This is a genomic window from Kitasatospora sp. NPDC057738 (assembly GCF_042798815.1).
Taxonomy (GTDB): domain Bacteria; phylum Actinomycetota; class Actinomycetes; order Streptomycetales; family Streptomycetaceae; genus Kitasatospora; species Kitasatospora lactacystinica.
Window position 1 is genome coordinate 22,510 of the sequence record NZ_JBHVJT010000095.1, and the last position, 14,240, is coordinate 36,749.

The following is a 14,240-nucleotide window of genomic DNA, read 5'->3' on the forward strand; positions in this document are numbered from 1 at the left end:
GCGCGGAGCCGGAAGAGTGAGAGGGTCCTGAGATGCGTTCGGATCAGACCGCGGTTCCGCTGTCGTACACGGCACCGTCGGCCATCGGGGGTGCGGGGGTGGGGAGTTCCGTGCAGAGCGTCGGACAGAGCCGGGCCGCGGGTCCGCTGCTGGTGGGTGCCACCGTCGCGATGGGCCTGATGGCCGGGCTGTTCTTCGCCTTCGACGTGTCGGTGATGCCGGGCCTGGCGGCCGGGGACGACCGTACCTACGTGACGGCGATGCAGCACATCAACAAGTCGATCGAGAACGGGCTGTTCGGCCTGGTCTTCGTCGGCGCCTTCGCGGCGACCGGCCTGGCGGCCTGGCTGCTGCACAAGGCCGGCCGGCGCCGGGCGGCGCTGTGGGCGGCCCTGGCGACGGCGCTGTACGTGGTGGCGCTGATCGTCACCATGGGCGTCAACATCCCGCTCAACAACGAGCTGGCGGCGGCCGGCGACCCGTCGCAGATCCACGACTTCGCCGCCGTGCGGGCCAGGTTCGCGGACAGCTGGGTGCCGGCGAACATGCTCCGCACGGCGCTCTGCACCGGGGGTCTGCTCGCCCTGACCCGCTCCCTGGTGCTGAACGGCCGCGGCGGTCGCTGAGCCACGCCCGTCCCGCGTACCGCCGCTGTGCCCGTCCGCCTCGTGCGGGCGGGCACACGCGCGTTCCCGGGCCGTGTGCGCGCCCCTGCCCGCGGGCCGTCGGACCCGGTCGGTGCGCGGGGGCGTGCGCCGGTGCGCCGGGTCGGTGCGTTCTCCCAATTCAGTTGGTGGGACCCCGAGTTGGCGAACCGGCCGGATGTGGTGGAGCATAGGCCGGGCCCGGTCTGTTGCGGTGCGCTTGCGCCGCGGCCGAGGCGCCGTTCGACTGCTGGGGGAGGAGGCGGTTCCGGTGAATCCGGCGGAACGTCCGTTTCTGGTCCGGGGGAAGGCGGTCCCCCTGGCCAGATACCTGGCGGAGGCGGACATCGAGGGCCTGGTGGCCTGCTCGTGCATCGGGAACGAAGTCAGCATCGACCTCGCGGACACCAGGATCCTGGTGAGCCTGGTCGACGTCGCCGACGTGGTGCGGCTCAACTTCGACATGGTCCAGGACGGCCCGGCCAAGCCCCGTTCCTGGTCGCGCCGGCTGCCCGCCGGCACCGGCCCGCGCGAGATCGCGTCCCGGATAGCGCTGGACGTGCGGGCCCTGGAACGCGAACTCGCGCCGCTGCGGCTGCGCCCGCCCCGGGCGACGCCGACGGTGACGCCGCCGCGGCAGCACCGTCCGGGCTGACCACCCGGCGGGCGGGAACCGGCCCGGGTCCGGCGGCGGAGGCGCTGCCGGGCCCGGGCTCCGCGCTGTCCCGGCCGGGCCGGCGGCCCCGTGGGGAGCGGAAGTCGCCTCCGGCCATCCGGAGTTCGTCCTCCCACTTGTCGCGCGTAGAAACGTTCTTCCGCCGTACGTCTGGCCGTTGCCCGATGCGCCCGGTAGGGATCTGGTGGCGCTGTTAGAACCGCAGCGCCCGACCTTTCTTGTCCGTGGTCACACCGCCGGGCCACGAGCCCGGGCGGTGGTCAGGAGGAAGCCTCATGCGGAGCACCTTGAACCCCCGGATCACCCAGAGTGCGGCGCGAGTGCGGCGCCGGACGCCGGCGGCGGTCTCCGCCGCGGCCGTGGTGGCGGCGCTGGTGGCGCTGCCCGGCGGCGTTGCGCAGGCGGCGTCGCCCGACATCGTGATCAGCCAGGTGTACGGCGGTGGCGGCAACTCCGGTGCCCCGTACGCCAACGACTTCGTCGAGCTGTACAACCGCGGCACCACGCCGGTGTCGGTCACGGGCTGGACGGTGCAGTACGCCTCGGCCACCGGGTCCAGCTGGTCGCGGACCACCCTCTCCGGGACGATCGCGCCCGGCCACTACTTCCTCGTCCAGGAGGCCGCCGGGGCCGGCACCGGCGCCGCGCTGCCGACGGCGGACGCCACCGGCACGATCGCGATGTCCGCGACCTCCGGAAAGATCGCCCTCGTCACCAACGGCACGGCGCTGACCTGCTCCACCGGCTGCGCGACCCAGTCCGGGGTGAAGGACTTCGTCGGTTACGGCAGCGGCGCCGGCTCCGCCGAGGGCTCGCCGACCGGCAACCTGTCGAACGGCACCGCGGCCCTGCGCGCGGGCGGCGGCGCCACCGACACCGACAACAACGCGACGGACTTCGTGATCGGCTCGCCCGCGCCGCGCAACTCCTCCACCGGCGGGGGCGGAAACCCCGGCGGCACCCGCATCCACGACATCCAGGGCGCCGCCCGGGTCTCCCCGCTGGCCGGCAGCGCGGTCAGCGCCGTGCCCGGCGTGGTGACGGCCGTCGGCCCCAACGGCTTCTGGTACCAGGACCCGCAGCCCGACAACGACCCCGGCACCAGCGAGGGCGTCTACGTCTACACCTCCGGCGCGCCCTCGGTCGCGGTCGGGGACTCGGTCACGGTGAGTGCGACCGTCAGCCAGTTCCGCCCGGGCGGCACCGGCGGCACCACCAACCTGTCGATCACCGAACTGACCGCGCCCGCCGTCACGGTGGTCGCCCACAACGCGCCGCTGCCCGCCGCCACCCTGGTCGGCCAGGGCGGGCGGGTGCCCCCGTCCGCGGTCATCTCCGGCGTCACCTCCGGCGACGTCGAGACCGCGGGGAACTACCAGCCCGCCACCGACGGCCTGGACTTCTGGGAGTCCCTGGAGGGCATGCGGGTCGAGATCGACGACGCGGCCGTGGTCGGCCCGACCAACAAGTACGGCGAGCTCTCCGTCGTCCCGCAGGGCAGCGGCACCCGCACCAACCGGGGCGGCATCCTGCTGCAGGCGAACGACGGCAACCCGGAGCGGGTCGTCCTCGGGAAGGCGCTCGCCCCCACCCCGACCGCCAACGTCGGCGACACCCTGACCGGCGCCACCGTCGGCGTCCTCGACTACGCCTTCGGCAACTTCACCCTCCAGGTCACCGCGACCCCGACGGTCACCCCCGGCACCACCACCCCCGAGGTCACCGCCGCGCCGACGGCCGGCCAGCTCGCCGTCGCGACCTTCAACGTGGAGAACCTCGCCCCGTCCGACCCGCAGAGCAAGTTCGACGGCCTCGCGGCGGGCATCGTCACCAACCTGCGCTCGCCCGACCTGGTCGCCCTGGAGGAGATCCAGGACAACAGCGGCGCCACCAGCGACGGCACGGTGAGCGCCACCCAGACCCTGGCCAAGCTCACCGCGGCCGTCACCGCGGCCGGCGGGCCCTCCTACTCCTACCGCGAGATCGACCCGGTGGACGGCCAGGACGGCGGGCAGCCCGGCGGCAACATCCGCCAGGTGTTCCTGTACCGCACCGACCGCGGCCTCTCCTTCACCGACCGCCCCGGCGCCGGCTCCACCACCGCCGACTCCGTGGTGAACGCGGGCGGCACGCCGCAGCTGGCCTACTCGCCCGGACGGATCGACCCCGCCAACGCGGCGTTCAACTCCAGCCGCAAGCCGCTGGCCGGCGAGTTCCGCTGGAACGGCAAGCCGGTCTTCGTGATCGCCAACCACTTCAACTCCAAGGGCGGCGACCAGCCCCTCTTCGGCCGCTACCAGCAGCCGGCCCACCCCTCGGAGAGCCAGCGCCACGACCAGGCGACCGTGGTGAAGGACTTCACCGACCGGATCCTGGCCGTGGACCCGAAGGCCTCGGTCATCGTGCTCGGCGACCTCAACGACTTCGAGTTCTCGCAGACCGCCGACATCCTCACCGCCGGCGGCTCGCTCACCGACCTGCCGCGCACCCTGCCGCTGCCCGAGCGCTACACCTACGTGTACGAGGGCAACTCGCAGGTGCTGGACCACATCCTGATCTCCGGCGCGCTCGCGGCCACCGCGTACAGCTACGACATCGTGCACATCAACAGCGAGTTCAGCACGCAGCTCAGCGACCACGACCCGCAGGTGGTGCGCATCCCGCTGCCGTAGCGGGCCCGACGACGGTGCCGGTCTCCCCGCGGTTCGGGGAGACCGGCACCGTTCGTGGGGGCGGGAACGCTAGCCGAGCAGCAGGAACTTGGTGGACGGGGTGTTCCGGTAGGTGCTGCAGTCGGTGTTCTGGGTGGTCGTGCTGTACGTGAAGCCGTAGGGGACGTCACAGGCCCAGAGGCCGCTGTACGGCTTGCGGAGGTGGAAGGCGTTGGACTGGCCGCCGCCCGTGGTGAGGTTGCAGGCGGTGCCCCAGACGAGGTAGTCGTAGGTGAACTCCGGGGTGCCCACGCAGGCGACCAGGCCGTCGACCGGCTTGCGCAGGTGGTACTGGTTGGACTGCACGCCGCTGATCTGGCTGCAGGCGAGACCCCAGGTGATGTTGTCGTAGACGAAGCCGGGCGTGCTCCGACAGGCCGTCAGGCCGTCGTACGGGGTCCGCAGGTGGAACTGCGGCGAGTTCCAGCTGCCGCCGCCGCTGCAGCTGCGGTTCATCGACACCTGGTCGTAGACGTACCCGGCCGGGACCTCGCAGGCCCAGGAGCCGTCGAGGCCGGTGGTGGTGGCCTTCGCGGGGGTCGCGGCGACCGCGCCCGAGAGCAGGAGGGCGAGGGCGGCCAGTGCGGCGAGCAGCAGGCGGGCGAAGCGGGTGTGCGCGTGTGCGGTGGGCATGGTTCTCCCAGGGTCGTGGCCGGACACGGGGTCCGGCGCGGGAACAACGGGACATGCGGTACCGTGCGGGCCGACAACGGGAGTTGCGGCCCGCCGAAGGTTTTAGCACGGTGTCGTCACGGCCGCCTCACGAACCGCTCAACTCGGGTGGATGTTGTGAAGGCCCGGCCGGAACTCCGACCCGACCGGACCCCCGCCGCGGCCCCTTGAGTTCCAGGGGCCGGGGCGGGGTTCCGTCGGGTGCCGGTCCGGTCGAACGGCACGCCAGGACCCGTCTCAGCGCGTGACCACCCAGGACAGGCTCGCGGTCAGCTTCGCGCGCAGCGCCGGGTCCGCGACGGCCGGGGTCGGGTCGGTGGCGACGGCGGTGAGGGTGTGCGGCCGGGAGCGCGGCCCGGTCAGCTTGAGCTCGGCCAGGTCCAGCGCGGTGCGGCCGTTCAGCCGGGGCAGCTCGCGCCCGTCCAGGTACCAGCGGAGCCGGGTCGCGGGCACCGGCAGGTCGACGGTGAGGCGGTCCGCGGGGGTGAGCCGGCTGCCGCCGGGGGTGGGGCTGGTGAGCGGGGTGGCGTGGCGGTAGAAGCCCGCGATCATCGCCTCACGCCCGGGCAGGTTGAACTCGCGTCCGAGCGAGCGCATGATCGAGTTCTCGGTCGGGCGGTAGAGCCCGGTGGGGTAGTAGCCGCCGCCCTCGTACGTGCCGACCGTGCCGCCGTCCGGCGAGGCCTGCCCCAGCCAGCGCGACCACTTGGTGCCCTGAGCGCGCATCCGGTCGGCGGTCAGGGTGCTGATGTTGGCCTCGGCGGGTTCGTCGCCCTGGTACGTCCCCTGGCCGTCGTAGGCGTACTCGTCGGCCAGCTTGCCCAGTGAGTGCCCGGTCTCGTGCACCGCGATCTGCCCGGACTTCGCGTTGCCGCCCGCCACGGTGGCGATGCCCTCGTAGCCGACCGAGGACTTGACGTCGTTGTAGCCGGCGCCGCCGTACTTGGCGGTGTTGGCCACCACGAGCACCAGGTCCGCCTGCGGGGCCTTCGCCGCGTACGACTCGACGGCCTTCTCGTCCACGCAGAGCAGCCGCTCCACGCCGTCGCACCAGAAGTACGAGCCCAGCGCGGTGTGCCGCACCGTCGCCCGGTCCGGGTCCCCGGTCACGCCCGACTCGGGGGAAACGGCGTTCACCGCCCAGACGTTGAACAGTGAGCGGTAGGTGGCGTAGGGCTCGACGGAGGTCATCTCGCGCCACTTCTGGTCCGCGTCCGCACGGAACTTGTCCTGCTCCTGCGCCGTGTACCCGTCGCCGATCACCACCACGTCCAGCTTGGTGGCCGGTTCGCCGTTGTGGACCAGTGCCGTGACCTCGCCGTCCCCCTGCACGGGCGCCAGGCCCTGGGGGTGGCCGGCGAGGTAGGGGGAGGCGGCCGGGGCCTGGGCGCGGGAGATGCCGCCGTCCTCGGCGAACACCTCCACCTGACGGGTCGGCGGGGTGCCGTCCGCGGGGCGGCTCCAGGCCGGTGCGGCCCCCAGCACCGTTCCGGCGAGTACGGTGGCGAGCAGGGCGGTGGTGGTCCTGAGGGTGGTGCGGTGCACGGGTGTCCTTCCGGAGGTGCGGTCTGTGGCCAGCCCCCTTCCCATGTCGATAACCTGACAATCATTTGTCATGCCGGATAGTCGGCCGAGCGATGGAGGTGCTCGCGTTCGTCCGCGTCGGTGAACTCGACCTCGAAGGACAGGCCCGCCTCCGCCAGCGCCGCGAGAAGGACGTCGATCCGGTCGGGGTCCACGAACCCGGTGAACGTCACGGGCTCCAGCGGCAGCAGCTCCAGCTCGGCGAACGCGTTCTCCACCTCGAACTCGGTCCACCCCGACCGCCGGACCCGCCACCCGGCGGCGTGGAAGCGCGCGGCCGCCCGTCCCGCGTCCGCCGCCGAGGGCAGCGATCCCCGGACGTTGTCGGCGAGTTCGATGCGGGCCAGGGCGGCGGCGTCCAGGCGCGGCCCGCCCGTTCCGGCGGAGGAGAAGTCCATGCCGGACGGTACCAGCCCGGTGGGAACGCCGTTCCGGGGCGGGACGCGGGGGACGGGTCCGCGCGGAGGACGTCACCGGCGCTGGGGGCCGGCCGCCTTCGGACTCGTGCACAGCGCGTCGTCGACCAGCCTGTTCTCCGCCTCCGCCACCCGCAGGACGTCCCCGTCGGTGGCGGCCTGGACGCCCGACAGCGAGACCGTGACGCTGCGCCGGCCGTCGGCGGTGACGCCGGCGGTGCTGATCCACCCGGCGTCACCGCCCTCGTGGCCCCAGTACTCCCCGCCGCAGGACAGCCGGCGCGAGAAGATCCCCAGCCCGGCCCGGGCGCCCGGCATGAACCGCTCGAACTTCTCGCCGACCTCGACGGTCCGGGTCATCTCCGCCAGCTGCGCCGGTGCCAGGAGCCGGCCGCCGAGCAGGGCGCCGAAGAACCGGTCGAGGTCGGCGGTGGTGGAGACGAGCCCGGCCTCGCCGTTGGTGCCCGAGCCGACCTGCTCGGTGACGTCCACGAGCGGCTCGCCGGCCGCGAACCTCTGGTAGGTCTCGGCGTGCGGCCGGGGCAGGGTGGGGGACGTACCCGGGTGGAAGGTGTGATCGAGGCCGAGCGGCCGGACGATCCGGTCCCCGACCTCCTCGTGCCAGGGACGCCCGGTGACCCGCTCGATGATCATCCCGAGCAGGACGTAGCCGGTGTTGCTGTAGTTCCAGCCCGTGTCGGGGTCGAAGTCCGGGCCGTGGGCCATCGCCCGGGCGACGATCTGCTCGGGTGTGTACGCGTCCGACCGGTGCTGCCGGAAGTCCTCCGCCGAGGTGTAGTCCGGGTAGTCGTCATGGATGCCGCTGGTGTGCCGGAGCAGCTGGCGGACAGTGATCGCGCGACCGTCGTTGCCGTTTCCGGACACCACGCCGGGCAGCCACCGATCGACCGGGTCGTCCAGGGAGAGCCTGTTCTCGCCGGCGAGCTGCAGGGTCACGGTGGCCACGAACGTCTTGGTGATGCTGGCGATCCTGAAGTAGCCGTTCCGGGGCACCGGCTGGCGTCCCGTCAGATCGGCGACGCCGCCGACGGCGGTCAGGTTCCGGCCGTCGGAGGTGACCACGCGGGCCTGGACTCCGGTGGCGCCGACCGCGGTGAGCGCGTCGGCGTCGCGCTGGAGCCGGATCCGGAGCCGGTCGTCGTACTGCGGGGCGGCCGGCGCCGCGGGCGCGCCGGTGGAGAGGGTCACGGCCGCGACGGCGGCCAGCGTGACGTTCTGTCGGACGGATCGGTGGCGCCGCCGCGGGGCACGCATCGGTGAAGTCGTCATGGGCGTTGACGCTAGGTCGGGGTGGGGAGGCCGGACGATACCGCTCACCCGTCATAAAAGAGGGTAGTGGGCTGTAATGCCCGGCCCGGCCCCCATGGTCCAGACTGGTGCGGATGAAGCACCATGGGGCCGGTCGGCTTTCGGAGATGTGGCGCGGTCTGGGCTACCTGTTGGGGAGCCTGCTCACCGCTGCGGTCGCCGTGCTGGCGCTGCCCGTACTCGCCGTCCCGGTCACGGCCCGCTCCTGGGCGTCCTGGCACCGCCGCCGCGCCGACCGGCTGCTGGGCTCTCCGCGCTCCGGCCCGGTCCGGGTCGGCCCGTGGCGACTCCTCGGCTGGCTCTGCGCCTGCACCGTGACCGCCCTGGCGTTCGGCCTCGTCCTGCTGTTGTGCGCGGGCAACGCCGTGACCACGGCCGTCACGGTGCCCCTGTGGTGGGCGCTGCCCGCCGGCACCCGCGCGGGCGGCTTCGCCGCCGGTGTCCCCCTGACCGGGTGGGGCACGGCGCTGACCCTCGGGACCGCACAAGCCGTCGCCTTCGCGGCCCTGACCTACTGGCTGGCTCCCCGGCTGGCCCGCCTGCACGCCCGGACCTGCGTCGCGCTGCTGTCCCCCTCGACCGCCACGCGGCTGGCACAACGGGTGGAGACCCTGACCGAGACACGGGTGCACGCCATGAACGCGCACGGCGCGGAACTCCGCCGGATCGAACGCGACCTGCACGACGGCACCCAGGCCCGGCTGGTGGCCATCGCGATGCGGCTGGGCGTGGCCCGTGAGCTGCTGAGCGACGACCCCGGGCTGGTGGCCGGGCTCCTGGAGGAAGCGCACGAGAACACCGAGGAAGCCATGACGGAGCTGAGAGTGGTGATCCGGACGATATACCCGCCGATCCTCGCCGACCGCGGCCTCGCCGGGGCGCTGACCGCGCTGGCGTCCCGCTCGGCGATCGACACCACCCTCGACATCGGCTCCGGTGGCTCCGGCGACCTCGACACGGTCCCCGCCGCGGTCGAGGCCGTCGCCTACTTCACGATCGCCGAGGCGCTCACCAACGCCGCCAAGCACAGCCGGGCCACCCGGACCGCCGTCCGCGTCGCACGCGACGGCGACCGGCTGGCGATCGAGGTCACCGACGACGGCGTCGGCGGCGCCGACGAGACGCTGGGCACCGGCATCACCGGAATCCGCCACCGCGTCCTGGCGCTCGACGGCACCGTCCACCTGCACAGCCCCGGCGGCGGCCCGACCACGATCACCGTGAGCCTGCCGTGCGCGTCGTGATCGCCGAGGACAACGTCCTGCTGGCCAACGGGCTGGAACTCCTGCTGACCGCCAAGGGCTTCGAGGTCGCCGCGATCACCCCGGACGCCCCCGGCTTCCTCGCCGCCGTCACCGAGCACCGCCCGGACGTCGCCATCGTCGACGTACGGCTGCCGCCCGGGTTCCGCGACGAAGGCATCCACGCCGCGATCCGCGCCCGCCGCCTGCACCCCGGCCTGCCCGTGCTCGTCCTCTCCCAGTACGTCGAGCAGCAGTACGCCGGCGAGCTGGTCTCCGACGGCCGCGGCGGCGTCGGCTACCTCCTCAAGGACCGGGTGAGCCGGGTGAGCGAGTTCACCGACGCACTGCGGCGGGTCGCCGCCGGCGGCACCGTCATGGACCCCGAGGTGATCGGCCAGCTCCTCACCCGGCCCGCCCGCGACCCGATCGCCGCCCTCACGCCGCGCGAACGCGAGGTCCTCGCCCTGATGGCCGAAGGAAAGGACAACACCACCATCGCCACCCGGCTCGTCATCACCGACAACGCCGTCCACAAGCACATCGGCCACATCTTCGCCAAACTCGGCCTCTCGCCGGCCGACAGCGGCCACCGCCGCGTCCTCGCCGTCCTCACCTACCTCAGCCGCCGCTGAGGAACCCGGCCGGTCGGCCCGCCGCCCGCAGGTCGTCCCGCACTCCGCCCCGCCTGTCGGCCCGGTGGAACGCCCATCCGGAACGCCCACGCGGAACGCCCGGCCGGGAAGCCCGGCCGAGCGCTCCGCCCAGGTGTGCGGGTCGGGGTCAGAACTGGGTGCTGACCGTGACGCCGCTGAAGTCGGTGACGGCGTACAGGCTGAGGTAGCGGTAGCCGGCGGTGGGGTTGGTGACGGTGAGGGACTGGGTGGTGCCGGTGCCGGTGGAGGAGGCGGTGAAGGCCTTCGGCGAGGCCCAGGTGTCCGCGTTGTAGTAGAGGTGCGCGGTGCCGGTGCCGCCGGAGGTGGTGACCTTCAGCGTGGTCGTTCCGGCCGGCAGGTAGACGTACAGGTAGTCGAGGTTGCCGGCGGTCGCGGCGCGGCCGCCGCGCGAGCAGTTCCGGCCCATCGCGTCGGCGCGCTGCTCGGTGCAGGCCGGCAGGACGACCGGGGCGGCCGTCACGGTGACGGTGGCCGGGGTGGTGGAGATCCGGCCGGTGTCGTCGGTGGTGGTCAGGGCGACGGTGTAGCTGCCGGCCGCCGCGTAGGTGTGGCTCGGGTTGCGCTCGTCCGAGGAGGTGCCGTCGCCGAAGGTCCAGTGCCAGGCGGTGATCCGGCCGGAGCCGGTCTGCACCGACCGGTCGTTCACGCTGACGGTCGCGCCGTTCACCGAGGTGTCGAACAGGGCGGTCGGGCCGGGGTTGTAGCAGGCGCCGCCGGCGCAGGCGTCGAGCCAGGCGTCGAAGTCGGCGTCGTAGGAGGTGCCGAGGCTGTTGTAGACCGCGTAGCCGCCGGGGTAGTCACCGACGCGGAACCGGGCCAGCATGGCCTGGACGTCGGCCGGGTGCTTCTCCACCATGTACCGGGTGGCCAGGTAGCCCCACGGGTAGACGCGGGTCGAGTCCGAGTTGCCGGGGGTGCTCTGGAAGAGGGTGCTGAGCTTGTAGGTGTGCTTGGCGGCCTGGGCCATCGCGTCGGTGTCGGTGGCGCCGCGGTAGCTGTGCGAGACGTACTCGGCGAGGCCCTCGACCCACCAGATGTCCGGGACGGACATCTGGGTGCGGTAGTTGCCCTTGAGGTCGTAGATGCTGTCGAGGTAGTGGGTGTACTCGTGGTTGAGGTTCCACACCCGGGCCGGGTCGTTGTTGTTCCAGGTCTTCTGGTACATCACGGTCGCGGCCAGCTTGTTCGGGTCGGTCGCGTCCATGACGGTCTGGCCGCCGTTGTCGGTGTCGTTGCCGAAGATCGCCCACGAGTAGGTGGTGTAGTCGGTCTTGTTGGCGAAGATCCCGAAGGTGACGTTCTGGGCGTACTGGTTCGGGATCGGCCCGTTGTCCTTGACCACGCCGTGGAAGAAGGCGTCCTGGTTGCGCAGGCTGGCGCAGACGGTGGCCAGTTCCTCGGCCGACAGCGCCTGGGCCTGGATGGTCCGGTTGTCGCAGACCAGCTGGTGCGGCAGGACCACCGAGGTGAGCTTGGCGGGCAGGTTGCAGATGTCGTAGTACGAGCACTGGCCGCTGTTGTAGTACGCGGCCTGGACGGCCGTGTGCACGTACAGCGGCGCCGCCGGCGTCAGCAGCGGCGCGGCGTCCAGCACCTTCCTGACCAGCGGCTTGACCAGGGCTTCGACGGCGGGGCCGCTCCCGGCCATCCGGGCCAGGTCGTTGCCCGCGTTGGTGTCGAGGACCTCGTTGGGCCCGCCGATCAGGTCCTTGTGGTTGATCGCGAAGTCGGCGAGGGAGACGGCGAGGCTCGGGTCGGCGGCGACCGCCCTGACGAAGTCCTGGTTCGAGTTGCCCCGCCAGAGCGGGTACTGCAGCACGGAGTTGACCGCGCCGACCATCTTCGGGACCGCGTTGTAGGAGTTGTTGTAGTCGTCCAGTATCCGCTTGTAGACGCCCAGGTAGCCGGCCTGGACGTTGGCGCTGTCGGTGAGCCACACCACGTCCCTGAGCACGATGCCGTTGCCCTCGGTGACGTCGTGCCAGCGGGCCCCGGCGAAGAACGCGTCCAGGGCGGCCCGGACGGCGGTGGTGAGCTCGCCGGTGTACGGGCCGGCCGCGTCGGGGTAGTAGAACTGGATGTAGTAGCCCACCTGCAGGTAGAGCGCCAGCTGCTGGATGCCGGTCGAGTTGTCGCCGGTGTAGCCGGCCGCCAGGTCCTTGAAGGCGGCCGCGACGGACAGCATCCGGGACTGCCGGAAGATGCCCGGGTCGGCGCCACCGCTGCTGTACAGGCCCCGAATGCACTCCGGGGTCGAGCTCTTGATGAACGCGACCAGGTCGGCCCCGTTGCGGGCGGCGAAGTCGGCCGGGGTGCAGGCCTGCGCGGCGGCCGCGGCCGCTTCCGAGCCGGAAAGGGCCTGCGGGGCAAGGGACTTGGGCGCGACGGGGGCGGCCGTCGCGGCCGTTGCGGCCGTTGTGGCCGGCCCGCCCATGAGTCGCTCGCCGATCAGCGCCGGGGGCAGCGGGGCCGCGGGCGCGGCGGGCTCCTCGGAGCCCGCCGTCGCGCCGGCGGTGGGCGCGGTGGGTGCGGCGGGTGCGTTCGGGTCGGTCGGGGTCGGGGTCGGGGTCGGGGTCGTGGTCGGGGCGGCCGCGGTCAGGGCCGGGGCGGCGGTGACGGCAGCGGGTGCCGCGAAGGCCTGGGCCGGCAGCACGGCGGTGGCCGTGGCACAACAGGCGACGACGCCGGCCGCGAGCGTGGAGAGTCTTGTGCGCAGGAGCACGCCGAGTCCTTCTTCGAGTGGGGGCAGCCCGACGTGGGGTCGGACTGAGTGAAGGAGATGAGGAGATTGGCGTGGATCCTGTCACTGACCGGCCATCAGAACAATGTCACAGGTTATATGGCACGCGATTTTCAGCCACCTCGCGCCCACCACGCCCCGATACGTGGCTGACCTGCGACGGTCCGGTCCGGGGGCGGCGCGGCGGACGGGCGCCGGAGGTCCGGCAGGTCACGAGCCAGGAGATTTGCCCGAGGCCGCGCGGGCCGGCGGGCCACCCGGAGTGGCCGATCTCCGCCCCCGCCCGTAAAGGCGGACCCCGGGCCAGGGCGCCGCCCACGCCCCACGGCCGCCCCCACCGGGCCGCGGGCCCCTTCACCCCCACTCCGACCCCTCGGCCAGCCGGCGGTACCACCAGAACTCCGTGCGCCACCGGCGCCGGTGAGCGAACGGGTCGGGGAGAGTGCGACGCAGGAACACCGCATCCAGCGGCCTCACGAGTCGGCCGAGCTCGGCGCGCGCCCGTCCCGGCAGTCTCTCCAGGACCTCCTCCAGCACGTCACGTGCGTGCCTGACGTCCTCGAACGAACACCCCGAGCACGAGCAGGACGACTCCCGCGGATACAGCGGACGCCTTCCCGGCGGGTGCAGGAACTCGCGGTATCGCCGCAACGCCCGGTCGGTGGCACCCGGGTGCAAGTAGAAGCCGGCGCTCAGGCGCTCGACCCGGTACACCGCCCGGCTCGCCCCGGCGGAGAGCCCGTGAATCCGGAACGGCGGGGCCGGCCCCCGGATACGGGAAACCGGTCGCTCAGTGCGCAGCGCGCGTGGACGCCTACGCGGCATCGGCCTTTCGACACATGATCACGGGAGTCATGATGCCAGGTGGGACTTCGCCGCCGCACCCGGTTTCCGGCGACCGTTGCCGCCCTCGCCGCCCCGTGAGGGGCAGCAACGGGACGACCCTGTTGCCGGAACTCACCCTGCCACCGCGGTAGTTGAGCCGATCGCCCGCGCGGAAGCCCCGTGGAACCGGTCAGCCGGTGCCGGGCCCGCGCACGGCCGCCGTCTCCTCGCCGAGCTCAGGACGCTCGATGCTCGACCCACTGCCGTACGACGCCCGGAGCGAGAGCACCTTCGCCCCCGGATCGGCCCCCAGCCGGTGCGCTCGCCGTGTCTCTGCAGCGGCACGACCCCGGCGGAACACGAGGAGCCCTCCGAGTTCGTCGACGACGAACCCATTAGGCGCATCGCCCTCTCCGGGCCGCCAGCGCGGCGCCAAGTCCTAATGGGGTCCGGGATTTGCGCGGACAGCACGATGAGCCGGAAGCATCCGATCATGCCCGGCTCATTTGCGGCTTTTTCTTTGACTGTTCGTTCAATTGGCGGTTCTGGTCATTGGGACCCGGGCTCCGGCTCGGTTCCACGGTCGGTGAACGGTATCCGTGTTTCCGATCCCGGGTTTCGTGCTCGGCGTTTCTTGTTGTGTGTGTGGTGTGGTGTGGGGTTAGGGGAAGATGTTGTGGCCGGGGGTGAGGGTGTGGGTGGGGTCGTAGGTGTTTTTGGCGTTG

The 14,240-nt window shown here is 72.5% G+C and carries 10 protein-coding genes; 5 read left to right on the plus strand and 5 right to left on the minus strand.

Annotated elements, in window-relative coordinates:
• Positions 1-110 precede the first annotated feature (110 nt).
• The 3 genes from ACFVGO_RS35330 (at position 111) to ACFVGO_RS35340 (ending at position 3,992) form a co-directional block, all read left to right on the plus strand.
• Entirely contained in the window at positions 111-626 is a 516-nt protein-coding gene (locus ACFVGO_RS35330) for an anthrone oxygenase family protein (protein WP_359915175.1), read from the plus strand.
• Positions 627-915: 289 nt separating this feature from the next.
• A complete protein-coding gene (locus ACFVGO_RS35335) occupies positions 916-1,299 on the plus strand; it encodes a hypothetical protein (protein WP_359915173.1) in 384 nt (127 codons plus the stop codon).
• 296 nt (positions 1,300-1,595) lie between these two features.
• Positions 1,596-3,992: a lamin tail domain-containing protein gene (locus ACFVGO_RS35340; protein WP_380355186.1), complete on the plus strand. Its 2,397-nt coding sequence runs from the start codon at positions 1,596-1,598 to the stop codon at positions 3,990-3,992.
• Positions 3,993-4,061: 69 nt separating this feature from the next.
• On the opposite strand, the gene ACFVGO_RS35345 is transcribed toward ACFVGO_RS35340, so the two are convergent.
• The 4 genes from ACFVGO_RS35345 to ACFVGO_RS35360 all read right to left on the minus strand — a co-directional run bounded on the left by ACFVGO_RS35345 (position 4,062) and on the right by ACFVGO_RS35360 (position 7,993).
• Positions 4,062-4,664 (minus strand): hypothetical protein, encoded by a 603-nt coding sequence (locus tag ACFVGO_RS35345; protein ID WP_359915169.1) that lies wholly within the window; start codon positions 4,662-4,664, stop codon positions 4,062-4,064.
• Between the two features lie 276 nt (positions 4,665-4,940).
• Positions 4,941-6,248, minus strand: coding sequence for a M64 family metallopeptidase (locus tag ACFVGO_RS35350; RefSeq protein WP_380636217.1), 1,308 nt, complete (start codon positions 6,246-6,248; stop codon positions 4,941-4,943).
• A 68-nt stretch (positions 6,249-6,316) separates the two neighbouring features.
• Positions 6,317-6,685, minus strand: a complete 369-nt coding sequence (locus ACFVGO_RS35355) for a hypothetical protein (RefSeq protein ID WP_359915167.1) — start codon at positions 6,683-6,685, stop codon at positions 6,317-6,319.
• A 72-nt stretch (positions 6,686-6,757) separates the two neighbouring features.
• Positions 6,758-7,993, minus strand: a complete 1,236-nt coding sequence (locus ACFVGO_RS35360) for a serine hydrolase domain-containing protein (RefSeq protein WP_380636220.1) — start codon at positions 7,991-7,993, stop codon at positions 6,758-6,760.
• Positions 7,994-8,106: 113 nt separating this feature from the next.
• Here ACFVGO_RS35360 and ACFVGO_RS35365 point away from each other — a divergent pair, with 113 nt between their 5' ends.
• Positions 8,107-9,276, plus strand: coding sequence for a histidine kinase (locus ACFVGO_RS35365; protein WP_380636222.1), 1,170 nt, complete (start codon positions 8,107-8,109; stop codon positions 9,274-9,276).
• Complete coding sequence (locus ACFVGO_RS35370; RefSeq protein WP_359915162.1) at positions 9,264-9,908, plus strand: response regulator transcription factor; 645 nt, start codon at positions 9,264-9,266, stop codon at positions 9,906-9,908. Before ACFVGO_RS35365 ends, ACFVGO_RS35370 begins: the two co-directional genes overlap by 13 nt.
• Positions 9,909-10,056: 148 nt before the next feature.
• Here ACFVGO_RS35370 and ACFVGO_RS35375 read toward each other — a convergent pair whose 3' ends face one another.
• Entirely contained in the window at positions 10,057-12,672 is a 2,616-nt protein-coding gene (locus tag ACFVGO_RS35375) for a collagenase (protein WP_380636224.1), read from the minus strand.
• Between the last annotated feature and the right edge of the window lie 1,568 nt (positions 12,673-14,240).